We start from the raw sequence: 24,556 nt of genomic DNA, 5'->3' as shown, positions 1-24,556 counted from the left end.
CAGNNNGGCTACGACCAGGGCTACCAGCAGCCGCAGGGCGGTTACGCGCAGCCGCAGGCGGTCACCCTGTACCTGGAGGACGGCTCCAACCGCACCTTCGCCCTGCGTGAGGGCACGAACGTGATCGGTCGCGGCCAGGACGCCCAGTTCCGTCTCCCCGACACGGGCGTCTCGCGCCGGCACGTGGAGATCCGTTGGGACGGCTACGCGGCCGTCCTCAACGACCTCGGCTCCACCAACGGCACCTCGGTCAACGACGTGCCCGTCTCCAACTGGGAGCTCGCCGACGGCGACCGCATCCGCGTCGGCCACTCCGACATCGTGGTCCGCTTCCAGTAGATTTCACGGCGGGGCACGCGGAAGCAGACCCGTACGCCAGCGCCCGCACGGCGGGCGCTGGACGAGTGTGCGTCGGATACGACCAGGAGGGAGACACCGTGCAGGGACTCGTGTTGCAGTTGACCCGGGCGGGTTTCCTCCTGTTGTTGTGGCTGTGCATCTGGCTGGTCATCAGCGCGCTGCGGTCCGACGCACGGCTGGCGTCGGGGCTGCGCCCCCGCCAGAAGGAGGCCAAGGCGCCTCGTCGGGCCCTGTTCTCCCGCACCAGCAAGGTCGCGAAGTACCTCGTGGTCACCCACGGCCCCCTCGCCAACACCCGCATCACCCTCGGCCAGCAGCCGGTGCTCATCGGCCGCGCCGACGACTCCACCCTGGTGCTCAACGACGACTACGCGTCGACCAGGCACGCGCGCCTCTCCCGCGACGGTGACGACTGGTACGTCGAGGACCTCGGCTCCACCAACGGCACCTACTTGGCCCGCAACAAGGTCACCACTCCCACCCGCGTCCCGCTGGGCACCCCGGTGCGCGTGGGCAAGACAGTGATCGAGTTGCGCCCGTGAGCCTCGTCCTTCGATACGCCGCCCGCTCCGACCGGGGCCTCGTCCGCAGCAACAACGAGGACTCCGTGTACGCCGGGGCACGCCTGCTGGCGCTGGCCGACGGCATGGGCGGCCACGCGGCCGGCGAGGTCGCCTCGCAGCTGATGATCAACGCGCTCGCCCCGCTCGACGACGACGAGCCCGGCGGCGACCTGCTGGACACCCTCGAGGAGGCGATGGTCGCCGGCAACGAGACCATCGCCGAGCAGGTGGCCGAGGACCCCGAGCTCGACGGCATGGGCACCACCCTCACCGCGATCCTCTTCGCCGGCTCCAAGCTGGGCCTGATCCACGTGGGCGACTCCCGCGGCTACCTGCGGCGCGACGGCGAACTCATCCGCATCACCAAGGACGACACCTTCGTCCAGACCCTCGTCGACGAGGGCCGGATCACCGCGGAGCAGGCCCACACGCACCCGCAGCGCTCGCTCATCATGAAGGCGTTGACCGGCCACGAGGTGGAGCCCACGCTCACGCTGCGCGAGGCCAAGGCCGGCGACGTCTACCTGCTCTGCTCCGACGGCCTGTCCGACGTGGTCTCCGACGAGACCATCGGCGAGACCCTGGAGCTCGCGACCGAGGACGTCAGCGCCGCCGCCGACCGGCTCATCGAGCTCGCGCTCAAGTCCGGCGGCCCCGACAACGTCACCGTCGTGGTCGCCCGCGTCGAGGACACCAGCTTCGGGCAGAGCCGCCCCATCGTCGGCGGCGCCGCGAACGACGACGACGAGGACTACGTCCCGCCGGCCAACACGGCTGCGGGCCGCGCGGCCGCGCTGCGCCCGCCGAAGAAGGCGCCCCGCCGCGTCGTGGCGACGGACGTCGAGGAGGAGCCGGAGACCGGCTCGCGCCGCAAGTGGATCGCCCTCGGCGTGCTGCTCGTGCTGCTCGTCGGCGGCGCCATCGGCCTGATCGTCACCCGGTCCGTGGTCAACTCGAGCTACTTCGTCGCGGCCACCGACAAGGGCACCATCGCCATCTCGCACGGCGTCAAGGTCTCGATCTTCGGCCGCGCGCTGAACTCGCAGCAGGAGGTCGTCTGCATCGCGGACACCGCCGGCGAGGGCCGCGCCGCGCAGGGCTGCACCCCGCTCACCGTCGACGACCTGACGCCGCGCGGCCGCGCCAACCTGGCCGGCCTGCCCTATGCGAGCTCGCTCGACGACGCCCGCGAGCAGGCCCGCAACCTCACCGACCGCGACAACCTGATGGAGCGGTGCGCGATCACCACGGAGATCGAGGCGCCGACGCCCGCCGCCCCGCAGGACCCGAACGTCCCGGCACCGTCGACCACGATGGCGCCGCCGGCCGGCGAGACGCTCGCGCCGCCCCCGGCGCCCGTCACCAAGGTCGTCACGCAGCCGTCGACGCCGGAGCGGCCCTGCCGCGGAGGCCCCTCGTGACGTCGGGCGTCAGCACTCCCGGTTCGGGCATCGCGCTCGACCCGAACCGACGGTCCCGGACCTACGAGCTGGTCCTCCTCGGCGCCGCCACGGTGGTGACGGGGACCTCGCTCGCGCTGGTGGAGTGGGCGCAGGAGCAACGGGTCACCCTGGACCTGGCGAAGTACGTGGTCGCCTTCGTCGTGCTGTACGGCGCCGCGCACTACGCGGTGCGCCGGTTCGCGCCGTACGCCGACCCGATCATCCTGCCCGTGGTGGCGATGCTCAACGGCCTCGGCCTGGTGCTGATCCACCGGCTCGACCTGGGCAACGCCCACGCCGAGAGCGGCCGCGTCACGCAGACGCAGGAGGCGAACCAGCAGATCCTGTGGACCCTGCTGGGCCTCGCGGTGCTGGTCGCGGTGCTGGCGCTGCTGCGCGATCACCGGACGCTGTCGAAGTACGCGTACACGATCGGCCTCGCGGGCGTCGTCTTCCTCGCGCTGCCGGCGCTGCTGCCGTCCAGCCTGTCGGAGATCAACGGCTCGAAGAACTGGATCAAGACGCCGCTGTTCAACATTCAGCCGAGCGAGATCAGCAAGATCCTGCTCATCATCTTCACCGCGGCCTTCCTGGTGTCCAAGCGCGACCTGTTCACCTCCGCGGGCCGCCGCGTCCTGGGCATCGACCTGCCGCGCGCCCGCGACCTGGCGCCGCTGCTGCTGGTCTGGATCGTGGCGCTGGGCGTGCTCGGCTACGCGAACGACCTCGGCACGCCGCTGCTCATCTTCTTCACCGTCCTCGCGATGGTCTACATCGCCACCGAGCGGATCGGCTGGATCGTCGTGGGCCTGAGCCTCGCCGTGATCGGCGCCGTCGCCGCCTACCAGCTCTTCCCCCACCTGCGCGTGCGCGTCGAGGTGTGGCGCGATCCGTTCGCCGCCTACGAGACCATCGGCTACCAGCCCGCGCAGGCCCTGTTCTCCCTCGCCACGGGCGGCCTGGCCGGCACGGGCCTGGGTTCCGGCCGGCCGACGATGGTGCCCTTCGCGTCGACCGACTTCATCATGGCCGCGGTCGGCGAGGAGCTGGGCCTCATCGGTCTCGCCGCCGTCCTCATGCTGTTCCTGGTGCTGATCTTCCGCGGCTTCCGCGCGAGCCTGACGGTGCGCGACAGCTTCGGCAAGCTGCTGGCCGCCGGCCTGGCCTCGACGATGGCGATCCAGCTCTTCGTCGTGGTCGGCGGCGTCACCAAGCTGATCCCGCTGACCGGCCTGACCACGCCGTTCATGAGCTACGGCGGCTCGTCGCTGCTCACGAACTACGCCCTCATCGCGCTGCTGCTACGCATCTCCAACGCGGCCCGCGAGCCCAAGGTCGCCCGCAAGCCCGGTGCGCCGGTCCCCGACCGGCCGACCGAGATCGTGAAGCGCGTATGAACGCACCGATCCGCCGCATCTCCCTCGTCGTGGTCCTGCTCGTGGTCGCGTTGCTCGCCAACGCCACCTGGGTGCAGGTCTTCCGCGCCGACGACCTCCGCGCCGACAGCCGCAACGAGCGCGTGCTCCTCGATGAGTACGCGCGCCAGCGCGGCTCCATCCTGGCCGGCGGGCAGGTCATGGCCCAGTCGATCAAGACCGACGACCGGTACAAGTACCTGCGCACCTACCCGGAGAACATGGCGCGCGCGTACGCGCCGCTCACCGGCTACTACTCGATGATCTACAGCTCCAGCGGCCTCGAGCACGCCGAGGAGTCGGTCCTCAACGGGAGCGACGACCGGCTGTTCGGCCGGCGCGTCGTCGACCTGCTGTCCGGGCGCGACCCGAGCGGCGGCAACGTGATCACCACGATCAACCCGACGATGCAGCGGATCGCCTACGAGAAGCTGACCACGGCGTGCGGCCCGAACGGGCCGTGCCACGGCGCGGCGGTGGCGATCGAACCGTCGACGGGCAAGATCCTCGCGATGGTCTCGACCCCCAGCTACGACCCGAATCCGCTGTCCTCGCACGACACGAGCGCGGTCAGCAAGACGTGGGAACAGCTCAAGGACGACCCGGACAAGCCGATGGACAACCGGGCGACCGGCTGGACCTACCCGCCGGGTTCGACCTTCAAGGTGATCACCACGGCCGCGGCGCTGGCGCAGGGCAAGGGCGTCGACCTGAACACCCGGCTCACCGCCGACAAGCAGATCACCCTGCCGGGCGGCGGCGGCACGACGCTGCAGAACTACGCGGGGATGACGTGTCCCGAATCCTCGGGCGGTACCGTCAGCCTGTTGCAGGCGTTCCAGTACTCGTGCAACACGGCGTTCGTGGATCTGGCCACGACGAAGATCCAGGACGGAGGCGAGGCGATCAAGGCGATGGCGAACAACTTCGGCGTCAACTCGACGCCCGACCCCATCCCGCTGCGGGTCGCGCAGTCGGTGACCGGTCCGCTGTCCGACGGTGCCCAGACGGGCCAGTCGGCCATCGGCCAGCTCGACGTGGCGATGACCCCGCTGCAGAACGCGGTGATCGCGGCGACGCTGGCCAACGGCGGCGTCCGGATGCAGCCCTACCTGGTGGACTCCTTCCAGGCGCCCGACCTGAGCACCTTCGGCGGTACCTCGCCGAAGCGGCTGGGCCAGGCGATCTCGCCGCAGGTCGCGGCGCAGATGCGGGAGCTGATGATCGCGTCGGAGCAGCACACGAAGGGCTCGGGCGGCCCGGTCCAGATCGCCTCGAAGACCGGCACGGCGGAACACTCCCAGGGCCAGCGCGGCGGCGAGGCACCGCACGCCTGGTACATCGGGTACGGCCCGGTGAACGATCCGAAGGTAGCGGTGGCGGTCATCATTGAGAACGGTGGAAATCAAGGCGAGGCGGCGACCGGTGGGTCGCTCGCCGCGCCGATCGGACGAGCGGTGATAGGCGCCGCGGTGAACGGGCAGGGGAACTGATGAGTCTGCAGACCGGATCGGTGATCGCCGACCGCTACGAACTCCTCCGGCTCATCGCCACCGGTGGCATGGGTCAGGTCTGGGAGGCGATGGACACGCGGCTCGACCGCCGCGTCGCCGTCAAGGTCCTCAAAGCCGAATTCTCCGAGGACCAGGAGTTCCTCGCCCGCTTCCGCAACGAGGCCCGCACCACCGCCGCCCTCAACCACCCCGGCATCGCCGGCGTCTACGACTACGGCGAGACCGCCGACCAGGCCGGCGGCGCACCCCTGGCCTACCTCGTCATGGAGCTCGTCAACGGCGAACCCCTCAACGCCGTCCTCAGCCGCCTCGGGCACCTGAGCCAGGCCCAGGCGCTCGACCTGCTCGAGCAGACCGGCCGCGCCCTCCAGGTCGCCCACACCGCCGGCCTGGTGCACCGCGACGTCAAACCCGGCAACATCCTCATCACCCCCACCGGGCAGGTGAAGATCACCGACTTCGGCATCGCCAAGGCAGTCGACGCCGCACCCGTCACCAAGACCGGCATGGTCATGGGCACCGCCCAGTACATCTCCCCGGAGCAGGCCTCCGGCGAGGACGCCACCGCCGCCTCCGACGTCTACTCCCTCGGCGTCGTCGGCTACGAATGCCTCGCGGGCAAGCGCCCGTTCTCGGGCGACGGTGCCATCACCGTCGCGATGAAGCACATCCGGGACCAGCCGGAGCCGCTGCCCGGCGACCTGCCGGCGCCGGTGCGCGAGCTGATCACGCTGACCCTGGGCAAGGACCCGCGGCAGCGCTACGCGAACGGCGGCGAGTTCGCCGACGCCGTGGCCGCGGTCAAGGCCGGGCAACGCCCGCCGATGCCGCGCGGCTGGACCGGCGCCGCCCCGGCGGCCGCCGCCGCCGCGACCGGGGTCCCGGAGACCGCCGCCACGGCGATCGTGCCGCCGGCGTCGCGCCCCGGCCCGCAGCCCGTCTCCCGCAACTCCACCCCGACGCCGCGGGCCGCGGCGCCCGCCACCTACTCGGACGGTGGGGGCTGGACCAAGGCCCAGAAGACGATCCTCGGGGTCTCGGTGGCGCTGCTGCTGCTGGCCGCGGCGATCATCGGCGGCTACTTCATCACCCGGGACACCGGTAACGAGACGCCGCTGCCGTCGACGAGCGTGACCGACACGGGCACCGTCGCGCCCCCGCCGACGGGGACCTCCACCCCGGCCCGGCCCGTGCCGCCCCGGACGACGACGGAGGCGCCGCGGACGGTGACCGAGACGTCGACGGTGCAGCCGACGACCACGCCACCGCCGCCGAAGCCGACGACGACCCCGCCGCCGCCGACCACGACGACCCCGCCGCCGACCACGACCACGGACCCGCCGGTCACCGGAGGCGAGCCGACCACGAAGCCGCCGTGCACCGGTATCTTCGGGATCCCTCTCCCCTGCCCCAACAACTGACGGATAACGGACGAAGCAGATGACTACCCCGCCGCGTCGCATCAACGACCGCTACGACCTGGGCGAGACGCTCGGGTTCGGTGGCATGTCCGAGGTGCACCTGGCCCGGGACACGCGTCTGTCGCGCGACGTCGCGATCAAGATCCTCCGCGCCGACCTGGCCCGTGACCCGAGCTTCTACGAGCGGTTCCGGCGGGAGGCGCAGAACGCGGCGTCGCTGAACCATCCGACGATCGTCCAGGTCTACGACACCGGCGAGGCGCAGACCAGCGGCGGGCCGCTGCCGTACATCGTGATGGAGTACGTCGACGGGGAGACCCTGCGCGATGTTCTGCGCCGCGACGGGACCATCGCCCCGCAGGCGGCGATGACGTGGATGGCCGACGTCTGCGCGGCGCTCGACTTCAGCCACCGCAACGGCATCGTGCACCGCGACATGAAGCCCGCCAACGTGATGCTCACCCGCGCGGGCGAGATCAAGGTGATGGACTTCGGCATCGCGCGGGCGATGAGCGACCCTTCGGCCGGGATGACGCAGACGGCCGCGGTGATCGGCACCGCGCAGTACCTCTCGCCGGAGCAGGCCCGCGGCGATTCCGTCGACGCCCGCTCCGACGTCTACGCCGCCGGCTGCGTGCTCTTCGAGCTGCTCACGGGGCAGCCGCCGTTCACCGGCGACTCGCCCGTCTCGGTGGCCTACCAGCACGTGCGCGAGGATCCGCCGACCCCGTCGTCGATCCTGGACACGATCCCGCCCGAGCTGGACTCGATCACGCTCAAGGCGCTGTCGAAGAACCCCGCGAACCGCTACCAGACGGCCGGCGAGATGCGGCAGGACCTGATCCGGGTGCTCGCGGGCCGCAAGCCCGAGGCGCCGATGGTGCTCTCGGACGAGGAGCGCGACGCGCTGCTCACCGAGCCGGTGAAGCCCCGTCGCCGCGCCGCGACGACCCCCGTCGCCGCCGCTGCGGGCGCTGCCGGGGTCGCGAACGCCGCCAGGACGGAGCCCTCGGACGACGACCCGCCCACGGCCATCGTCGACACGACGGCCCCCGCGGACGCGCCCGCGCGGCGCCGGCACTCGACTCCGGCCAAGGCCGGGGGCCGGTCGAAGCTGCTCATGCTGCTCTCGGCGGCCGTGATCGCGCTCGTCCTCATCGGCGGCACCACCTGGTACCTGCTCAACAGCCGCGGCGGCGAGCAGACCGCCACGGTGACCTCGCAGATCGGCGCGCCCGCCGCGGACGCCCAGGTGGCGCTGCAGAAGCTGGGCTTCACCGTCGAGGTGCAGCGCATGCCCGACAACACGGTGCCCGCCGAGCACGTGATCTCGACGCTGCCCGGACCGAACGCGAGCGCCGCCAAGGGCTCGACGGTGGTCCTGCAGGTCTCGACCGGCCCGAAGATCGCCGCGGTGCCCGATGTCGGGAACAAGCCCGAGAAGGAGGCCCGCGACATCCTCGAGAAGGCGGGCTTCACCGTGGCCAAGGACGTCAAGAACGATCCGTCGCCGACGGTGGCCAAGGGCAACGTCATCTCCACCAACCCGGCGATCGGCACCAACACGCAGCAGAGCACCCCGATCCAGCTGACCGTGAGCTCCGGCAAGGAGCAGGTGCGCGTGCCGGACGTGACGAGCACGCAGGTCTCGCAGGCCACGTCGAACCTCAAGGGCCTCGGCTTCGACGTCCGGGTCCAGCAGGTCGACAACCCCGCCGCCGCGGGCACGGTCGTGGGACAGAACCCGACCGGTGGGTCGACCGCCGACAAGGGCAGCACCGTGACGATCCAAGTCGCGAAGGCGAAGCCGATCACCATGCCGAACGTGATCAACCAGGACCAGAACGCGGCCCGCGCCGCGCTCATCCAGGCCGGCTTCTCGTCGGAGAACATCTCGGTCGTGGTCGACGCCCCGTCGGGCCTGTTCGACCGGGGCCGGGTCTGGCGCACCGATCCGGACGTCGGCGCCCAGGTGGACTCGTCATCGTCGGTCGTCCTGCACGTCCGTCGGTCCTAGACGGGGGTCGGGCCCACCGGCACCCTCGCCCGACGGTCCGCGGCACTCAGGCGAGCGCGGCGGCGACCTCCTGCTCGAGCTCGGCGACCCGCGCCTCGGCGACGGTGTAGCCGCACACGGCCAGCCAGTTCGCCAGCATGCGGTGGCCGCCCTGCGTGAGCACCGACTCGGGGTGGAACTGCACGCCGTGGATCGGCAGCTCGCGGTGCCGGAAGGCCATCACCACGCCGGAATCGGTGCGCCCGGTGATCTCCAGCTCGTCGGGGATCGTGGGCTCGAGCACGGTCAGCGAGTGGTAGCGGGTGGCGGTGAAGGGGTCGGGCAGGCCGGCGAGCACACCGTGGCCGTTGTGGTGCACCAGCGAGGTCTTGCCGTGCAGTAGCTCGGGCGCCCGGTCGACCGTCGCGCCGAAGACGGCGCCGATCGCCTGGTGCCCGAGGCACACGCCGAGCAGCGGGGAGCCGGCGTCGCGGGCCGCCGCGACCATGGGCATCGTCTGGCCCGCGCGCTGCGGGGTGCCGGGGCCGGGGCTGAGCAGCACGCCGTCGTACCGCGCGGCCGCCGCGGCCGGATCGTCCAGTCGCGGATCGTCGTTGCGCCACACGTCCGCCTCCACGCCCAGCTGGCCGAGGTACTGGACCAGGTTGAACACGAAGCTGTCATAGTTGTCGACGACGAGGATCCGCACGCCGTCCAGCCTAGCGGGGTGGGGTGGCGCTGGTACATCCGATAACCTGGCAGGTGAACCGCACCCTGGTAGAAGGAAGCCATGCCGAAGTCGAAGGTCCGGAAGAAGACCGATTACACGATCAACACCGCCACGGATTCGCGCACGCCGGTCAAGGTGAGCGCGCCGTCGGGCCGGTGGTTCGTGGTCGCGTTCCTGGCGCTCATGCTCGCCGGGCTGGCCTGGCTGCTCGTGTACTACGTCGGCGCGGACCCCAACGGCATGGGCGCGCCCGGCAAGCCCCTGGAGTGGATGGCGAACCTCGAGGCGTGGAACTTCGCCATCGGTTTCGGCCTCATGATCGCCGGTCTGTTGATGACGATGTGGTGGAAGTAGCCCTGACCAGCGAAATCACATCGATGTCATTCATCCCCAGCTGTGGATAAACCTGTGGATAACTGGAGCGCCCCGCGCGGTGTGGGCGTCGTCCTGCTCGTCGCGGGCGTCCTGCTGGGCGCCGCGGCCGTCGGCTTCCAGGCCATCAAGGACCCCGTCGGCATGGTGCTCGTCGGAATCGGCGTGCTCGCCCTGATCTACCTCGGGGCACAGGTGCTGGTGCTCCGCCCGCGTCTGTCCGCCGACGATGCCGGCGTCGTCTACCGCGGCGCCTTCGGCCGCAAGGTCTTCCCGTGGGACGGCCTGGAGATCAAGCGCACGACCACGCGGCACTGGGGCCGTGAGTCGGTGCTGCTGGAGCTCACGCGCGGCGACGATCTGCTCTTCCTCGGCCGCTGGGAGCTGGGCGAGGCGCCCACGCTCGTCGCGCAGCAGCTCGAGGCCCTGCGGCCCGCCTAGCTCAGTAGCGGCGCGCGGTGACGAAGCCGCGGATGCCGGCGACGCGCACGGGCACGCCGGAGGTCACGGCCTCGACCACCTGGCCGTTGCCGATGTAGAGCGCGGCGTGGCCGCCGCCGTTGGTGATCACCACGTCGCCGGGGCGCAGCTGCGCCTGCGAGACGGGGGTGCCGGCGCTCATCAGCGAGTAGCTGCTGCGGGGCACGCTCACGCCGGCCTGGTTCATGGCCCAGGTGACGAGGCCCGAGCAGTCGAAGGAGCTGGGGCCGGCGGCGCCGTAGGAGTACGGCATGCCCACGCGGGTGAGGGCGGCCTGGACGACCGACGAGCGGTCGGGTCCGGTGGCCTGCGCGGCCTGCGCGACGGGTGCCTGCGGGGCGGGCGCGGNGGCGGCCTGCGCCACGCCGGGGGCGGCGACGATTCCGATCACGGCGGCGGCGGCTCCGAGGGCCGCGCGCATCGTGCCGCGGCGGGTGCTGCGGCCGGTCATGGTCGTCGTACTGACGCTGGTCACTTTCGTGGAACTCCCGACTCCGTGGAGCGGCGTGTCGGTCACGCCTTGGTCTCCACAAGATCACGGCAACGTTACGAAGGTCGGACGACGGGTGTCCATCTCAGAGCGCCCGCTGTGCCGTGAAGATGCTCACCGACCTGCGCCGATGGAGACGGGGCTCACATGATTCCTGGACCGATCACCAATTCTGTGCAGATTCTGATCCACACTGTTGGAGGAGTTAGGCGAAGTAAATTCCTCGCCGGCGGGGTCGCGGGCCGCCGCGGAACGCACCGCGGAGACACGAAAGCCCGGCCGGATGACCCGGCCGGGCGCGCGTGCGGAGGAGTGCGGCTACTCCTCGACGGTGATGGAGTTGATGGTGACCTCCTTGACCGGGCGGTCCGCGCGATCGGTCTGCGTGCTGCCGATGGCGTCGACCACCTTGCGGCTGGCCTCGTCCTCGACCTCACCGAAGATCGTGTGCCGGTTGTTCAGGTGCGGCGTCTTGCCGACCGTGATGAAGAACTGCGAGCCGTTGGTCGCCGGGCGGCCGATGTTGGCCATGGCCAGGATGTACGGGTGGTCGAAGCGCAGCTCCGGGTGGAACTCGTCGACGAAGTCGTAGCCCGGTCCGCCGGTGCCGGTGCCGGTCGGGTCGCCGCCCTGGATCATGAAGCCGTCGATCACGCGGTGGAAGATCGAGCCGTCGTAGAACGGGCCCGAGTCGCCGCCGGAGGCGTTGGTGGTCGTGTATTCCTTCGTTCCCTGGGCGAGTCCGAGGAAGTTCGCCACGGTCACGGGAGCGTGATTGCCGAACAGCGCGATACGGATGTCGCCTTCGGAGGTGTGCAGGGTCACGTGGGCGGTAGCGTTGGAGTTGGTCACACCGCCATTCTGCCATTTTCTGCAGGTGCGAACCCCAGGAGATCGGATAAGAATCGGCGGTGGAAAGCCGCATTCTCGTCCGCTGAAAGGATCACGCCACCGATGGCCATCACCCCTCTGCTCGACGACGCCCCTGCCGCGGACGCCGCACCGGCACCGTCGGCACCCTCGAACGTGCAGCGCCTCGTCTCCGGACTCGGCCAGAGCATCGTCGGCCCCGCCAACATCCTGCGCGCGCTGTCGGGCCTCGGCCTCTCCCTCGCGGGCAAGGTCCTCGCCGGCGTGTACGGGCTGGTCCGGTCGTGGATCGCCCCCGCCGAGGTCGATCCCGAGCAGGCGATCACGCTGTCCGACGGTGCGCCGTCCCGCCCGGCCCTGCGCAGGCCGCTGCTGATCGGCGCGGTCCTCGCGCTGGTGCTGGCGGTGGGCGGGGTCGCCTTCAAGCTGCTGCGCACCCCGTCGGCGCCGCCCGTCGCCGCCGAGCCGCCCCGCGTGCGCCCGGCCAGCGGCGCCACCGGCGACAGCGCCCCCGTCGCGCAGCCGGAGCTCGCGGAGGAGGCCGAGGAGGACGTGGCCGTCGAGTCGCCGGCCGAGGAGGATCCCCGCAAGAAGGGCGAGTAGCCGCCTAGCCGCGCCAGCCCGCGGGCTGGTGCGCCTGGATGGCGAGCAGCGCCCAGGCCAGCGCGATCACGAAGAACAGGCCGTCGAGGCCGCCGCTACCCCCGCGGTAGTGGATGGTGGCGGAGACGATGATCGAGATCAGCGCGGCCACCCAGCACAGAGCGCAGCGGCGGTTCATACCCCCAGGGTATGCCGCCGCTGCGTCGTCTCCCACCCGACCTTCGGTGCGTGTCGGCGACGACACGCCGCCGGTCCACCGCAGAGTCGCACCGAAGTTCGCTCAGACGGTGGCGGGCACCGCCCGGGACCCGCTGCGGACCGTCAGGCGGTGCAGCAGCTCCGCGCCGATCAGCCCGATCGCGCCCCACAGGATGGCCTGCGCGAGGAACGAGTACGTGCGGAACCAGTACAGGTCGTCGGGGTCGAAGCCCTCCGGCGTCGCGACGGTCGCCGGTAGCACCAGGCAGGCCACGACGAGCCCCACGAGCACGACGGCCCCGCCGGCCAGCGCGGCGCCGTACGCCCCGAGCCGCGGGACGGCCGCGAGCCCGATCACCCAGGCGGCCGCCACGAGCGCGAGGCAGATCGCGACCATGAGCAGGTACGCGCCGGTGCGCTCGCGGATCGTCTCCGGATCGCCCACGACGGGCGGGTTCGGCGGGTACTTCAGGTACGGCAGCGCGTAGATCCCGGCGAACAGCGAGCCCGCCACCGCCAGCGCGACGGCCCGCGGCGTCCACTGCGCGAGCTTCGGCGCCGCGACGCAGTAGGCCACCGCGAACAGGACGCCCATCGCGATGCCGAACAGGATCAGGCCGGCACCCAGCCCGACGTTCTGCTGGACGGCGCGGGTGAACAGCTCCGGCTCCTCCATCGCCATCCCGGGGTGGGAGGCGTGCTCCGCGGCGTTACGGGCCTCCTCGAAATCGATGGCGCGGCCGATGATCGGCTCCACCATGATCCGCCCGAAGACGAACGCGAGCAGTCCTCCGATCGCCCCGGCGAGTGCGCCGCGGGCGATGACGTGCTTCTCCATGTCTCCCCGATCAGTGGCAGGGGAAGCCCAGGAAGTGCCGGGCGTCGTGGAAGAACTCGTGGACGTGCATGTCGTTGCCGAACACCGAGACGGCGCCCTGGTCGATGCCGATGAAGTAGTAGGCCAGCACGGCCAGGATCAGGGTGGCGGAGAGCCACACCGCCCGGCGGGAGACATGCAGGGAGAGGTCACCGGCGTGGGCCGTGGTGGATGCGTTCGCCATGAGCGGCGCTCCTTCGTCCGGGGTTTCGCGCCCGGGTAGGTGATTCGACGGTGCCCGGTGGCCCGGGCCTGCCGGTGCGGGTCTGGCTTCACAGTGGCGCGACCGCTCCCGAGGGGATTCCGCATCCGGCCCGCGAAGTGTAACCCCGCGGGCCGGGCGGCACCGTCAGACGGGCATCAACCTGCCGAGCAGGTCGGAGAGGGTGAGCACGGCCCGCTCCCCGTCGCGCTCCACGACCACGAGGTGGGCCCGCGATTCCCGCATCGTGGCGAGCGCGGCGTACGCCGGCTCGGCGGCGTCGAGCACGAGGACCGGCCGCATGAGCTCCGCCGCGGTCGCGCTCTCGCCCGCCCGCAGGCAGTCGCGCACGTGCACCACGCCGAGCCCCGCGTCGCCCACCACCAGCTGTCGCAGGTGGCCCGTCCGATCGGCGGCGGCACGGATCTGCGCGGGCGTCGCCGATCCGGGGACGGACGACGGCGCGACGTCCCACCGCGCGATGTCGCCGACGGTCAGGGCCTCGAGCTCGAGGGCGCTGGTCAGCCGGCCGGAGTGCTGCTCGTCGAGCGCGCCGACGGTCGCGGAGTGTTCGACGAGGTGCCGCAGCGCCGCAGGGTCCTGTCCGGACTCGACCTCGTTCACGGGCGTCACGCCGACGCGCCGCAGGCAGCGGTTGGCGGCGTCGTTGAGCACGATCAGCAGGGGGCGGAACACCGTCATGAAGGCGCGCATCGGCAGGGCCAGCAGGATCGCCGACCGCTCCGGGTGGGCGATGGCCCACGACTTGGGCGCCATCTCGCCGACCACCAGGTGCAGGAAGGTCACGACCAGCAGGGCGAGCACGAAGCCGCCCACGTCGGCGATCCATCCCGGCATCCCGGTCGCCGCGAGGAGCGGCGTCAGCCACCCGTCGACGGCCGGCTTGGTGATCGCACCGAGCGCCAGCGTGCACACGGTGATGCCCAGCTGCGAGCCCGCGAGCAGCAGCGAGAGCTCCGAGGAGCTGCGCAGCGCGGCCCGCGCGGAGGCGCTGTGCGCCGCCTCGTCCTCGAGCCGGTGCCGGCGCGCGGCGATGAGCGAGAACTCGACGGCCACGAAGAACGCGCTGGCCGCGATGAGCAGGGCCGTGATCGCCACGACCGTCCAGGGGCTACTCATCGCCGTCCTCCGTCCGGTCGGTCGCGGGCAGGGTCAGGTGCACGGCCGCCGGCACCCGCCGTTCGACGGTGCGCACCTCGGCCCGGAGCGCCCGCGGGGCCGATCCGGGCGCGGCCGCGGGATCGGGCAGCAGGGGCAGGTCCGCGACGTCGCCGACGCGGGGCAGCGCCCCGAGCCGCGCGGTGACCGCGCCGCCGAGGGTCTCGGCGTCGCCGGGTTCGAGGTCGACGCCGAGCAGGCGCTCCACCTCGTCGAGGTGCACGTCGCCGCGCAACAGCCAGCCGTCGCCGTCGGGCACGGCGGGCGCCGGGTCGGTGCCGTCGTGCTCGTCGTCGATCTCTCCGACCAGTTCCTCCGCGATGTCCTCGACGGTCACGACGCCGTCGAAGCCGCCGTACTCGTCGATGACGAGGGCCATCTCCTGGCCCGCGTCCCGCAGTCGCGCGACGACGGCGGGCAGCGGCATGGAGCCGGGCACGATCACGGCGGGGCGGCAGCGGGAGCGCGCGGTGCCGGTGCTGTCGCCGAGCAGGTCGTGGAGCGTGATGACGCCGATCAGGTCGTCGGCCGTCGCGCCGACCACGGGGTACCGGGTGTGGCCGTCCGCCATGCGCTCCAGCACGGCGGCCGCGGGCTCGTCGGCCGCGACCAGGTCGACGCGGGCACGCGGGATCATCGCGTGCTCGGCGGTGTGGCCGGGGAAGTCGAGGATCCGGTCGAGCAGGGTCGAGAGGTCGCGGGGCAGCTCGCCCGCGTCGCGCGAGGCGGCGACGATGTGCTCGAGGTCGCGCGGGGTCGCGGAGTGCTCGACGTCGTGGACGGGCTCGATCTTCACGGCGCGCAGCAGCAGGTTCGAGGCCTGATCGAAGAAGCGGATCAGCCAGCCGAAGGCGCGGAGGTACAGCGTCGTGGAGAGCGCCAGACGACGCGCCACCGGCTCCGGTCGCGCGATGGCGAGGTTCTTCGGGAAGAGCTCACCGAAGACCATCTGGGCGACGGTCGACAGGCCGACCGCGAGGGCCGCGCCGATGCCGATGCCGACCGCGGTGGGCACGCCCACCCCGCCGAGCAGGGTACCGATGCCCTGCCCGATCAGCGGCTCGGCCACGTAGCCGACGAGCAGGCCCGTCACCGTGATGCCGAGCTGGGCGCCGGAGAGCATGAAGGAGGTGCGGCGGGTGACCTGCAGGGCGCGGGCGGCGGCCTCGTCGCCCGCCTCGGCGCGCGCGGCCAGCCGCGACCGGTCGACCGCCATGTAGGCGAATTCCTGGGCCACGAAGTAGCCGGTGAACGCGGTGATCACGAGTACGACGACGACGCCGGCCAGGATGGTGAGGAGGGTGATCACGCGGCGGCCCCTCGGTGGGGCGCGGGTTCAGCGGATCGGGGTCTTCGGCGTTTGCGCGAGGCGCGTCTCATCGATTCTCTCTGTATCGGGCCTGCCGAATCACAGGTCACTGAGTAAAGAGTAGGTCAAGATCGCCGATCCGGCATCGGACCAGGTCAGGTGCAGTCAGCAAACGAGGGTAGTCATGGCGCGAACCTCGCGATGAGATCACGGGGCTTACCGGAACGTCATGTTCCGTCATCGAACCTCACAGGCCTGGCGCGTCCCAGCGCATCATTAAGGCTCGCCACAGCCGTCCTGAGATCGTCAACGATGGCTTGGAGGTCGATGGTCCGCTGCACCATCAGGTCGTACTCGTCTCGTCCGACACAATTGCCCTCGACGTGCATTTCCAGACTCGCTGCGAGCGCGGCGCGTGCGCCGTGGACCGACTCTGCTGATACCCGGCCTTTTCGTGCGCCGGGTCCGTACTCGAGATCGCCGTCTCTCAGGCGTCGGGTGACCGTTGAAGCGCTCAGATTGAGCAAGCGTGCCGCCTCCGAGATGGAGTAGCCTTCGGCGTCACTTGACATGAATCTGGCCGTTGGCATGGACACCTCCTGCACCCATCGATCCTGCTATCGTGTCATATGAACGCCAAATGACATCGCTGTAGTTCCGTAGTTGACTCCCATTAGCAGCAGGAGTAACAATATAGAACAGATGTTCGGTAGGAGGTTGGTTGTGCCCGTACTGCTCGATAGCGCGCGGACTCTCGTACTCGATGATTCGGTTGGGACGAGCCAGCCATGCGCAAGCTGTGGTTTCGACCTATGGCTTCCTATAGCTAACCTGTCCGTATCGCGTGTTGGGCTCTACGATGATGCACGCTTTCCCGGTCGGGTAATCGTCTCCGCCCGGGATCACTTCGAACATCTTGACGAGATTGCCCCTCGCTACCTTGCTCAGTTCATGACTGACGTCCAGCGAGTATGTACAGCATTGCGCACTCTCGATGGCGTGGAGCGCACCAACATGGCGATTCTCGGCAACCGCGACCCCCACGTGCATGCCCACGTGTTCCCGCGCCGGCCCAGCGAGACGAACTCCGGGCGCGCACCCTGGGATCAGGCCGCCGCTCTCACCAAATTGAGTGCGGACGTCCGGGAACACCTTCGTCTCGAGATAGCACAGGCCCTACTCGACTAGAAGAGCATGTAGCTCTTGGTTGCCTCGAGCACGTTCGAGGAGGTGAAGATCGCTGCCAGCGCCGCGTCGAGACGGTCTGCCGAATCGCTCAGGTCAACGAATTCCGCGTGGTTACCTCGGTCGTCCCACGCGATCTTGTCAAACCGCTCCCGCTGAGCCTTGGATGAACTAGCGGCCAGAAATCCGTCCAGGACACGACAGACGGTCCGTGCGTGCTCAGTAAGCGAGGAGTCCCCCAGACGGTCGACCGTTCCAATCAGACGGCACAGTGCGGGCTGATCAAACAGCTTCTCCAGCTCGTCCACGTAATGATCCCTCGTCGGGCACGCCGGCGTAAATGTAATCAGGGGAAGGACTGAGCTGGCCAACAGGATCTTCCGAGTGATTCTAAGTTTGAGGTACCGCAGTATCATTTTGTGCTGGTCATGACTGCTGTCGCGCTTAGCCTGGAAATCGACGGTGATCGTCCGCCAGTACCGCAGCACGTCGTTGATGAGGAAACGCGGCGGCCGCTCGAGGTTTCGACTGGTCGAGTAACGATCCACGATTGCCCGCACGACCTCTGACCGGATACCGCTCGTGGTCAAGCTCACGGACTCGAGCAGGATTTCCATCCTCCGTGTGTGCGAGATGTTCGTGTCATCTTGCAATCCGACCCGCTCGATCAGGTCGAACGCACCGACAGTCTGGCCGAAGATGCCAGAGGCTCCGGGTTCGGCATCGAGCTCAGTGATCACGCGATTCACTTCGTGACCAACGTCGCGCAGTGCCGAGAAGTGCTTCGGCAAGTTGTTTGTGATGATCAAGTAGTCGATGTCGCTCGCAGCCGAGTGTTCCTGGCGAGCCAATGAACCACAGGCAAGAACATCTACGCTACCTGAAACAAGCTCCCCACCATCGTTGACGATCTGCTGCATCCGTGCCGCCAATGTGGTCTTCAACGCAACTGAGTGGGCGCTTAATCCTAGAAGAGTAGCCACCTCGTCGGGCGGCATGATCGTGGCGACGGCCTCGGCGACATCCACAGTGACACCCCCTTCTGCGCACGTACGTGCTAGGGCATCATCGCATACGAAGAGTTTGTGGAGCCTAGGAGATTCGATATCTATAGGAGCCTCCTGACTGTCCGCGACGTGGCTGACGGGGGTCATCGTGGCTGTTGTGGCCCTGTGGTGGTCGGGTTATCTGCAGGTTCTCCTCGACGGGCTTCTTGCGTGGCCGGTGGCCGGGTTCCCAGGTCGAGGAGTCGGCTGCGGAGCGCCTCGTTCTCGGTGCGTAGTTGCTCGAGCAGTTCGGTCAACTGACGGTTGCGGTCGATCGCGGTGGCGAGTTTGGTGCGGAGGGATTCCGCGCTGGCGGCGGTGGAGCGTTCGGTTCCAGTGGGGGCGGTGCCGCGTTTCGCGTCGATTTCCTGTCGGAGCTGGGGGTGCTTGTAGAGGAAGCTGGTTGAGACGTCGGCGGCTCGGGCGACGGCGACGAAGGTGACGGGGTGTCCGGTGTTGTGCAGCCGGGTGATGGCTCGGCGTGCGCGGGCGGTCGCGCTGGTTGTGCGGGCGGCGGCGGCCGCGGTGAGGCGGGCTGTGCGGTGATCGCGGTCGCCTTCGCTCACCTGGGTTCCTGCGCGTCTGGTCTGATTTCGTCGATGAGCTTGGTGACCTTGTCGAGCATGCTCTTGTTCAGTTCCGCTGCCTGGCTGTCGCCGTTTTCCTGTGCTTGGGCGGCGAGTTGTTTGAGCTGGTCGCGGTGGGTGATGTGCGCGCCGAGGAAGGTGCGGCCGCCGGGGTCGTGGAAGGAGCAGTCGATGCAGGGGTTCGGGCGGAATTCGCAGCGTTGCGTCGCGGGGAGCGTGCAGAACCCGTTCGGCAGTGCGGTGGTGAAGCGGGCTCGCAGTCGCTCGACGGTGGCGTCAGCGCCGTTGTCGGGGTTGGTGTCCCAGAATTGCCGGGCTTTCCGGGCGAGGGTGTCGTCGGTGATGCGGGCGTAGGTTGCGGTCATGGTGTCGCTGTGGTGGCCGAGGAAGTCGCGGACTTCCGGTTGGGTCCATCCGTTGTTGAGCAGGTTCATCCCGATGGTGTGGCGGAAGCGGTGGACGTCGCCTCCGGAGATCTTCTCGCCGGTGGTGATGGAGGTGGTGATGTCGTGCTCGCGGAAGAGTGCGGCGAGGCGGTGCCGTAGGCCGCTGGTGGACCAGGGCTGGGTGCGGCCGGCGGCGGCGCTGGATCGGGCGCCGGGGAAGAGGTGTTCGGCGTCGGGCCCGTAGGTGTCGCGGACGCGGGTCTGCTGGTCGCGGATAATCGTAGCGAGACTGTCGGGGACGGGAAACCGGCGCCAGGCACTGGTTTTGGTCATCCAGTATTCGATCCAGTACCCCTGGTCGCTGTGTTGGAGGCAGTCGATCGGGAGGCTGACGAGTTCGGAGATGCGGCACCCGGCCCATCGTGTGGTGGCGATCATCGCCCGGAGAGTGGGATCGGTGTCCGGGTTGTCGACGATCAGGGTATCGATGCGTTCGATGACGTCGGGTGGGAAGGGCCTCGGCCGGCGGGTCTTGCGGTGGACGTTCTCGCCGCGGCGCAGGAAGACCGCTGATCCCAGGTCGTTGACGAGTCCGCAGTCGCGCAGTGTTTCCAGCAGGTAGGCGGCGGTGTTCGCGAGTTGGGGGTTCGCCTTGGTGTCGGGGCGGCGGGTCCATTCGAGGTAGTCGAGGAACACCGTTCTGGTGACCACCGATGGTTCGGGGACGGTTCCGTCGAGGGTGAGGAACTGGGCGAGTTGGCGGGTGGCGCGCAGCCACTGGGTGAGTGTTCCCCAGGACATGCTGGAGGTGGACAGCTGTTGGCGGGCGAGGCGTTTGACGGCGTCCTTGAGCCAGGGCACCGGGACGGTGGCCCAGTCGACGGCGGTTCGTGTCGCCCCGGCCTGGGTGGTGTCGAGGACGAACTCGAATCCGTCGCGCCATCGCCAGTGGTCCGCCGCCCACGGGTCGGGGTCGGTGGCCCCGTGCAGGAGCCGGAAGAACCTGCGGATGTAGGGCGCGCAGAGGGAGTCGAAGTTGGTGTAGGGCCAGTATTGCCGGCACAGCAGCAGCCAGTCGTCGACGGGGCGTTCGGTCAGGGAGCTCGTGATCCGCCCGTCGGCGACGTCGATGAGAACGATCAGGACGCGGCGCAGTCCGGTGTTGGGGGTCCAGTCGCCGCGGCCGATCTTGGTGGCGGCGACGAACCGGATTTCGTCAGCAGCAGCCGCTGGGATGCGGCGGAAGTCGACCGCCTGGGTGGTGGCAGGCCGGCCGCGCGTCGCGCCGACAGGCAGGGCGCTGATGGCGGCCCAGGCGTCGAAGTCGGCGGGCTGTCCGGCACGGAACCACTGGAAGTAGTGGGCGTAGCACAGCCCCGAGGTGGCGCCGGCGCGTCCGCCGGGGCCGCCGAGCCAGTACCGTTCGCCGTTGCACTCGATGACGGCGCAGGGGTCGGTGGCGGCGCGGCGGCGGTCGCCGGCGACATCGACGACCGGCCACGTCGGCGCGCACCAGGGCCCGTCCGGCACCTGCAGAGCGGAGATATCGTTGCGCCCCGACCGGGCGCGCTCGCCGTTACCGCGTGCCATCGCCGTCTCCCTTCACGCGGTGCTGCTGCGGTTCACGCCAGACCAGATGCTCGGTGTGACGGAGCTTTTCGGCGAGGTCGTCGCTGGCGAGGTGGATGTACACGTCGGCGCTCGCTGAGTGGGATTGGCCGAGGCGGGCGGCGATCTCGGCGGAGGTCCATCCGGCCTTGGCCAGGGCGGTGGCGTGGGTGTGGCGGAGCATGTGCGGGTTGAGATCGTCGATCCCGGCGGCGGCGCCGATCCGTTCGATGAGCTGGTAAGCGTTGGAGTAGGTCATCGGACCACCGACGGGTGGGCGGGAGAGGTTGACGAACACGTAATCGCTGTCGACGTGGGCGACCTCACCGAGAAGGTACGCGGCATACAGGTCGAAGAACCGCCGCGGCGCGTCGACGATGAACTGGGTCTTCTGCTTCGACAGGGCGCCGTTGGCGTTGTCGTCGCGCCGGCAGATCACCACCTGTCGGCGCATCGGGTTCAGGTCGCCGTGACGCAGGCCGAGCGCTTGGCCGACCCGCAGGCCCAGGTCGTACTGCGCCGACAGCAGCAGCCGGTCACGGGTGGTCGACGCCGCGGCGAGCAGCTTGGCGAAGTCGGTTTCGAAGTCGATCACCTGTACCGTCTCGGCCGGCTGCCGGTCGGGCCGGGCCAGGCGGGAGACCTCGCGGGGACGGCGCTGCTCGAGGTGGGCGAGGAAGCTGTGCGCTCGCCGCGGCAACTTCGACGGATTGCGGGTCAGCACCAAATTCTGCGGTCCCCGGCCCTCGACGCGGTGGAACTCGTAGAACTCACGTACCGCGGCACTGACCGCTTTCACGGTGCCGGGTGCACGGCCCCCGCACCGTGACGGCAGCGGCGGCAGTCCTGCGGTGAGGACGGCGACGAAATCGCACAGCTGATGGAAATCCAGCTCATCCCATGAGATTCCCCGGGCAGCGAGCCAGCGGTAGAACTGACTCAAGTGCCGTGCGTACGAGCGGACGGTGTTCTGGGAACGTCCGATCGCCCGCTGCCAGTGCAGGAACTGCTCGATCTCGGGCACCGGCAGGCCCTGGTCGTCGACGACCGTCCACGACCGGACCCCGTGAACAGTGACCGCGGCGGCCCTCATCGCTGGTCCTCGATGACGTCGTCGCGGCGCGGCCGGCGGGTCTTGATGTCGGTGCGCCGCCGATCCTGCTCATCGCGTACGAGATCCTCGGTGCCGACGAGGTCGTCGGCGGGTAGCCGCCCGGGCAGCCACCGTACGTCCCGTTTGCGCCAGGAGGCGTACCGCTCCTGCACCCGATCCATCGGCACCTCGAACCGTTCCCAGTGCACGCCAGGGGCGCTGACCCAGATCCGCCGCACGTGCGAATCGGTGGCCGCGTCGTAGTCCCAGGTCAGTTCGCAGTGCGTGGGATCGCCCACCAGCTGCAGGGTCTGTGAATCCTGCTTGATGAACGCCTTGCGCCGGGTGTTGGTGCCCTCCATCTCCTTGTGATGGATCGCCAGGTAGGTGCGGCCGTGACTGCTCACCTCCGACCACTGGTAGGGCCGTTTGACCAGGTGTCCGGGCGGATGCATCCCCTGGGTGCTCAGCCAGACGTTGGTGCCGGCGGAGACGAACGCCGCGACGTGGCTGCCCCGCAGCAGCGGTTGCAGCACCGTCCGCAGGTGCGCCGGCTGCTCCGCCATGAGCGTGTTCCAGTGATCGACTGCGGCCAGCAGCAGCGCGCCGACGCCGATCGTCACCGGACGCAGGATACGCTGCGCCTCCTTCCGGGACACCGTTCCCTGCAGCGGGTTGAGGTCGTCCATGAGTGTCGTCACGATCTGTCTCCTCTCGATGTAATTACTTGCGTGGAATTTTGCCTAACGTGGTACAGTTCTCAGGTAGACAACACGCCGTGACCTGCAGAATTGTCCACACCGGCTCGGCTCGATCTCGCGCACGAGATGGGCGTCACACCAGTCACTTGCGTCTCAGGTGCAGATAACCGGGCCGGTAGGAAAATCGCAGTTCACACGGTGTTTCTGCACGGATTTGCGGTGCTGCCGCGATAGCGTGGAGCGCAGGGACCGATCGAGGGATATGGAGGCGATCTGGGTGACGGCACTCTTCTCGCAGGCCGAGGCGAACCCGGTGATGGTTGCGCTGACGCGACTGGCGCACGGCTGGTCGAAGAAGCGGCTCGCGGAGGAGGCCGGGGTCTCCGGATCGCACGTCACCCGGGTCGAGGCCGGTGCGCTGCCCTTGGCGGGTAAGGCGCTCGACGACTACGCGCGGGCATTGCAATGCCCAGTGGATGCTCTGTGCGTCGCGTTCGAGCGCTCCCCTGCGCAGGGCACGCACTTCCGCGCCAACGCCACTACTGCGGAGTGGAAGCGCGACCGCGTCTGGGCGCGCGCCAACCTGGTCGCGATGCGGCTCGGTCGGGTCGTGGCCCACACCGACCTCGATCCGGCGCTGGCGCTGCCGGATCTCGACCCCGGGGACTACGCCGCCGAGCTCGGCGAGATCACCGTCGCGCAGGTTCTACGCCGGCTCTGGCGGATCGCCGGGCCCATCCGATCAATGGTCGAACTGCTGGAAGGGGCCGGGGTCTTCGTCGTCGTCGAGGACTTCCACGACCGCGAGATCGACGCGGTCACCCTGCGCGCCACCGCGCATCACCCGCACCTGGTGTACGTCAACTCTGCCCTGCCGCCGGACCGGATGCGCATGACCCTCGCGCACGAACTCGGGCACCTGGTGATGGATGCGATGACCCTGGTCAGCCCAGCCGAAACCGAACGACGGGCGGATGTTTTCGCTGCCGAGTTCCTCGCGCCGGTCGATGACATCGGCCCGGCGCTGGACCGGGTCTCGACCCGGACCGTCCACGAGCTCGACGAGCTGCGCCTGGACTGGGGGGTGAGCGAGTCCTCGCTCGTCGTCCGTGCCCGTGAGCGTGGCGTGCTCTCCGACCGGCAGTACCGGGCGATGTTCCGCCTGCTCAACGAGACCGGCCGGATGTACGGCGCCCGGCCCGGTGTCCCTGCAGAGACCCCCGAGCTCGCCCGCGATGTCCTCGCCCAACTCGCCACCGACGGATACAGCACCACCGAGCTCGACGCCCTGACACTGCTGAGCCCCGACCGCCGCACCAGCCTGTTCGGTGCACCCGAAGGTGCTACCGCCGGCAGCCGGCACCTGACCGTCGTCTAACACAGCGGGCCGCCGGGGATGTCGCGATGGGGCTGGAACCGCAAGGACGCGGTCAAAGACCACCACTGGCGAGTCCCACGCGGTTCGAACAAGGCGGTGCAGGCCAAAGAGCAGGACGACGCCGCAGGCGGCCGCCACAACCGCGTCATCCGCACTGCACCCGACGCTCTCGGGCGGGTGGTCCTCCGGTGCCAGTACCGGCGGCTCTACGCGGAGCTGCGGTGGACCGATGCGACGAAGAAACACGCCGAGTACCTCGGCGAGATGACCTGGCACAGCCGCGCCGACAACCTCGCCGCCGCCTGGCGCGCAGCACACGCCCGCGGTCTCACGGCCAAGGTCCTCGCCGAAGAGTCCGCCGAAACCGGTATCAACCAACCGCTCTGATGCCGCGCCCTACTGCATCCAGTGGGCGCTGTCCTCGGATGCCTGGCTATGTCAAGTTGATCTGGCCCCGGTAGGGCGGTTTCATTCGGCCCCACCTGAGTGGGGCCCTGAGCCGCTAGAGTCCGGGGTGTGGATGGGCGGCCGCGGGTGCGCAGTGTGGTTGC

The 24,556-nt window shown here is 69.6% G+C and carries 27 protein-coding genes; 13 read left to right on the top strand and 14 right to left on the bottom strand.

Annotated elements, in window-relative coordinates; all coding sequences use genetic code 11:
- Positions 1 to 6 precede the first annotated feature (6 nt).
- The 7 genes from ACM9LD_RS19775 to pknB all read left to right on the top strand — a co-directional run.
- Positions 7 to 339: FHA domain-containing protein (locus ACM9LD_RS19775; RefSeq protein WP_415678258.1), on the top strand; the 333-nt coding region annotated here is incomplete at its 5' end.
- 98 nt (positions 340 to 437) lie between these two features.
- Complete coding sequence (locus ACM9LD_RS19770; RefSeq protein ID WP_224644811.1) at positions 438 to 902, top strand: FHA domain-containing protein FhaB/FipA; 465 nt, start codon at positions 438 to 440, stop codon at positions 900 to 902.
- Complete coding sequence (locus ACM9LD_RS19765; protein ID WP_415678257.1) at positions 899 to 2,344, top strand: protein phosphatase 2C domain-containing protein; 1,446 nt, start codon at positions 899 to 901, stop codon at positions 2,342 to 2,344. The genes ACM9LD_RS19770 and ACM9LD_RS19765 overlap by 4 nt, the downstream gene beginning before the upstream one ends.
- A complete protein-coding gene (locus ACM9LD_RS19760; protein ID WP_415678256.1) occupies positions 2,341 to 3,762 on the top strand; it encodes an FtsW/RodA/SpoVE family cell cycle protein in 1,422 nt (473 codons plus the stop codon). The genes ACM9LD_RS19765 and ACM9LD_RS19760 overlap by 4 nt, the downstream gene beginning before the upstream one ends.
- The gene (locus ACM9LD_RS19755; RefSeq protein WP_415678255.1) at positions 3,759 to 5,273 is read left to right on the top strand and encodes a peptidoglycan D,D-transpeptidase FtsI family protein; all 1,515 of its coding nucleotides are present in this window, start codon (positions 3,759 to 3,761) and stop codon (positions 5,271 to 5,273) included. The genes ACM9LD_RS19760 and ACM9LD_RS19755 overlap by 4 nt, the downstream gene beginning before the upstream one ends.
- Positions 5,273 to 6,715: a serine/threonine-protein kinase gene (locus ACM9LD_RS19750; RefSeq protein ID WP_415678254.1), complete on the top strand. Its 1,443-nt coding sequence runs from the start codon at positions 5,273 to 5,275 to the stop codon at positions 6,713 to 6,715. The genes ACM9LD_RS19755 and ACM9LD_RS19750 overlap by 1 nt, the downstream gene beginning before the upstream one ends.
- Before the next feature lie 19 nt (positions 6,716 to 6,734).
- Positions 6,735 to 8,732, top strand: coding sequence for a Stk1 family PASTA domain-containing Ser/Thr kinase (pknB, locus tag ACM9LD_RS19745; RefSeq protein ID WP_415678253.1), 1,998 nt, complete (start codon positions 6,735 to 6,737; stop codon positions 8,730 to 8,732).
- Between the two features lie 46 nt (positions 8,733 to 8,778).
- On the opposite strand, the gene ACM9LD_RS19740 is transcribed toward pknB, so the two are convergent.
- A complete protein-coding gene (locus ACM9LD_RS19740; RefSeq protein ID WP_415678252.1) occupies positions 8,779 to 9,420 on the bottom strand; it encodes an aminodeoxychorismate/anthranilate synthase component II in 642 nt (213 codons plus the stop codon).
- A gap of 81 nt (positions 9,421 to 9,501) precedes the next feature.
- Here ACM9LD_RS19740 and crgA point away from each other — a divergent pair, with 81 nt between their 5' ends.
- Both crgA and ACM9LD_RS19730 read left to right on the top strand, forming a co-directional pair.
- On the top strand, positions 9,502 to 9,795 hold the full coding sequence (crgA, locus tag ACM9LD_RS19735) for a cell division protein CrgA (RefSeq protein WP_146489378.1): 294 nt from the start codon (positions 9,502 to 9,504) through the stop codon (positions 9,793 to 9,795).
- A 54-nt stretch (positions 9,796 to 9,849) separates the two neighbouring features.
- Positions 9,850 to 10,254, top strand: coding sequence for a PH domain-containing protein (locus ACM9LD_RS19730; protein WP_415678251.1), 405 nt, complete (start codon positions 9,850 to 9,852; stop codon positions 10,252 to 10,254).
- Between the two features lies 1 nt (position 10,255).
- Here the strand turns inward: ACM9LD_RS19730 and ACM9LD_RS19725 are convergent, their stop codons facing one another.
- Both ACM9LD_RS19725 and ACM9LD_RS19720 read right to left on the bottom strand, forming a co-directional pair.
- Positions 10,256 to 10,546, bottom strand: coding sequence for a C40 family peptidase (locus tag ACM9LD_RS19725; RefSeq protein ID WP_415678307.1), 291 nt, complete (start codon positions 10,544 to 10,546; stop codon positions 10,256 to 10,258).
- 555 nt (positions 10,547 to 11,101) lie between these two features.
- A complete protein-coding gene (locus tag ACM9LD_RS19720; protein WP_068526284.1) occupies positions 11,102 to 11,635 on the bottom strand; it encodes a peptidylprolyl isomerase in 534 nt (177 codons plus the stop codon).
- 102 nt (positions 11,636 to 11,737) lie between these two features.
- Here ACM9LD_RS19720 and ACM9LD_RS19715 point away from each other — a divergent pair, with 102 nt between their 5' ends.
- A complete protein-coding gene (locus ACM9LD_RS19715) occupies positions 11,738 to 12,256 on the top strand; it encodes a hypothetical protein (protein ID WP_415678250.1) in 519 nt (172 codons plus the stop codon).
- A 4-nt stretch (positions 12,257 to 12,260) separates the two neighbouring features.
- On the opposite strand, the gene ACM9LD_RS19710 is transcribed toward ACM9LD_RS19715, so the two are convergent.
- The 6 genes from ACM9LD_RS19710 to ACM9LD_RS19685 form a co-directional block, all read right to left on the bottom strand.
- Positions 12,261 to 12,434 carry a hypothetical protein gene (locus tag ACM9LD_RS19710; RefSeq protein ID WP_158645192.1) on the bottom strand — a complete coding sequence of 58 codons (174 nt, stop codon included), beginning with the start codon at positions 12,432 to 12,434 and terminating at the stop codon, positions 12,261 to 12,263.
- A 102-nt stretch (positions 12,435 to 12,536) separates the two neighbouring features.
- The gene (locus ACM9LD_RS19705; protein WP_415678249.1) at positions 12,537 to 13,292 is read right to left on the bottom strand and encodes a CbtA family protein; all 756 of its coding nucleotides are present in this window, start codon (positions 13,290 to 13,292) and stop codon (positions 12,537 to 12,539) included.
- A 10-nt stretch (positions 13,293 to 13,302) separates the two neighbouring features.
- Complete coding sequence (locus ACM9LD_RS19700) at positions 13,303 to 13,515, bottom strand: CbtB domain-containing protein (protein ID WP_126195642.1); 213 nt, start codon at positions 13,513 to 13,515, stop codon at positions 13,303 to 13,305.
- Positions 13,516 to 13,680: 165 nt separating this feature from the next.
- On the bottom strand, positions 13,681 to 14,673 hold the full coding sequence (locus ACM9LD_RS19695) for a CNNM domain-containing protein (RefSeq protein WP_415678248.1): 993 nt from the start codon (positions 14,671 to 14,673) through the stop codon (positions 13,681 to 13,683).
- On the bottom strand, positions 14,666 to 16,021 hold the full coding sequence (locus ACM9LD_RS19690; RefSeq protein WP_415678247.1) for a hemolysin family protein: 1,356 nt from the start codon (positions 16,019 to 16,021) through the stop codon (positions 14,666 to 14,668). Before ACM9LD_RS19690 ends, ACM9LD_RS19695 begins: the two co-directional genes overlap by 8 nt.
- A gap of 227 nt (positions 16,022 to 16,248) precedes the next feature.
- Positions 16,249 to 16,626: a helix-turn-helix domain-containing protein gene (locus tag ACM9LD_RS19685; RefSeq protein WP_415678246.1), complete on the bottom strand. Its 378-nt coding sequence runs from the start codon at positions 16,624 to 16,626 to the stop codon at positions 16,249 to 16,251.
- Between the two features lie 97 nt (positions 16,627 to 16,723).
- On the opposite strand from ACM9LD_RS19685, the gene ACM9LD_RS19680 reads away from it, so the two are divergent.
- The gene (locus ACM9LD_RS19680) at positions 16,724 to 17,209 is read left to right on the top strand and encodes an HIT family protein (protein WP_415678245.1); all 486 of its coding nucleotides are present in this window, start codon (positions 16,724 to 16,726) and stop codon (positions 17,207 to 17,209) included.
- Here ACM9LD_RS19680 and ACM9LD_RS19675 read toward each other — a convergent pair.
- From ACM9LD_RS19675 to ACM9LD_RS19655, 5 genes are all read right to left on the bottom strand, one after another.
- Positions 17,206 to 18,234: a hypothetical protein gene (locus tag ACM9LD_RS19675; RefSeq protein ID WP_415678244.1), complete on the bottom strand. Its 1,029-nt coding sequence runs from the start codon at positions 18,232 to 18,234 to the stop codon at positions 17,206 to 17,208. The two genes, ACM9LD_RS19680 and ACM9LD_RS19675, sit on opposite strands and share 4 nt — an antisense overlap.
- Before the next feature lie 122 nt (positions 18,235 to 18,356).
- Positions 18,357 to 18,818, bottom strand: coding sequence for a DUF6262 family protein (locus ACM9LD_RS19670; protein ID WP_065212754.1), 462 nt, complete (start codon positions 18,816 to 18,818; stop codon positions 18,357 to 18,359).
- Positions 18,815 to 20,815, bottom strand: coding sequence for a tyrosine-type recombinase/integrase (locus ACM9LD_RS19665; protein WP_224644796.1), 2,001 nt, complete (start codon positions 20,813 to 20,815; stop codon positions 18,815 to 18,817). Before ACM9LD_RS19665 ends, ACM9LD_RS19670 begins: the two co-directional genes overlap by 4 nt.
- On the bottom strand, positions 20,802 to 21,926 hold the full coding sequence (locus tag ACM9LD_RS19660; protein ID WP_043078158.1) for a tyrosine-type recombinase/integrase: 1,125 nt from the start codon (positions 21,924 to 21,926) through the stop codon (positions 20,802 to 20,804). Before ACM9LD_RS19660 ends, ACM9LD_RS19665 begins: the two co-directional genes overlap by 14 nt.
- Positions 21,923 to 22,627, bottom strand: a complete 705-nt coding sequence (locus ACM9LD_RS19655; protein ID WP_224644795.1) for a hypothetical protein — start codon at positions 22,625 to 22,627, stop codon at positions 21,923 to 21,925. The genes ACM9LD_RS19660 and ACM9LD_RS19655 overlap by 4 nt, the downstream gene beginning before the upstream one ends.
- A 277-nt stretch (positions 22,628 to 22,904) precedes the next feature.
- Here ACM9LD_RS19655 and ACM9LD_RS19650 point away from each other — a divergent pair, with 277 nt between their 5' ends.
- Positions 22,905 to 24,005 carry an ImmA/IrrE family metallo-endopeptidase gene (locus tag ACM9LD_RS19650; RefSeq protein WP_224644794.1) on the top strand — a complete coding sequence of 367 codons (1,101 nt, stop codon included), beginning with the start codon at positions 22,905 to 22,907 and terminating at the stop codon, positions 24,003 to 24,005.
- Positions 24,006 to 24,101: 96 nt separating this feature from the next.
- Positions 24,102 to 24,392, top strand: a complete 291-nt coding sequence (locus ACM9LD_RS19645; protein WP_043078246.1) for a hypothetical protein — start codon at positions 24,102 to 24,104, stop codon at positions 24,390 to 24,392.
- The last annotated feature ends 164 nt before the right edge of the window (positions 24,393 to 24,556 follow it).

The sequence above is a fragment of the Tsukamurella hominis genome (assembly GCF_965137015.1).
Taxonomy (GTDB): domain Bacteria; phylum Actinomycetota; class Actinomycetes; order Mycobacteriales; family Mycobacteriaceae; genus Tsukamurella; species Tsukamurella hominis.
The sequence above is the reverse complement of the archived record's forward strand: the minus strand, read 5'-3'. Positions and strand labels throughout refer to the sequence as shown.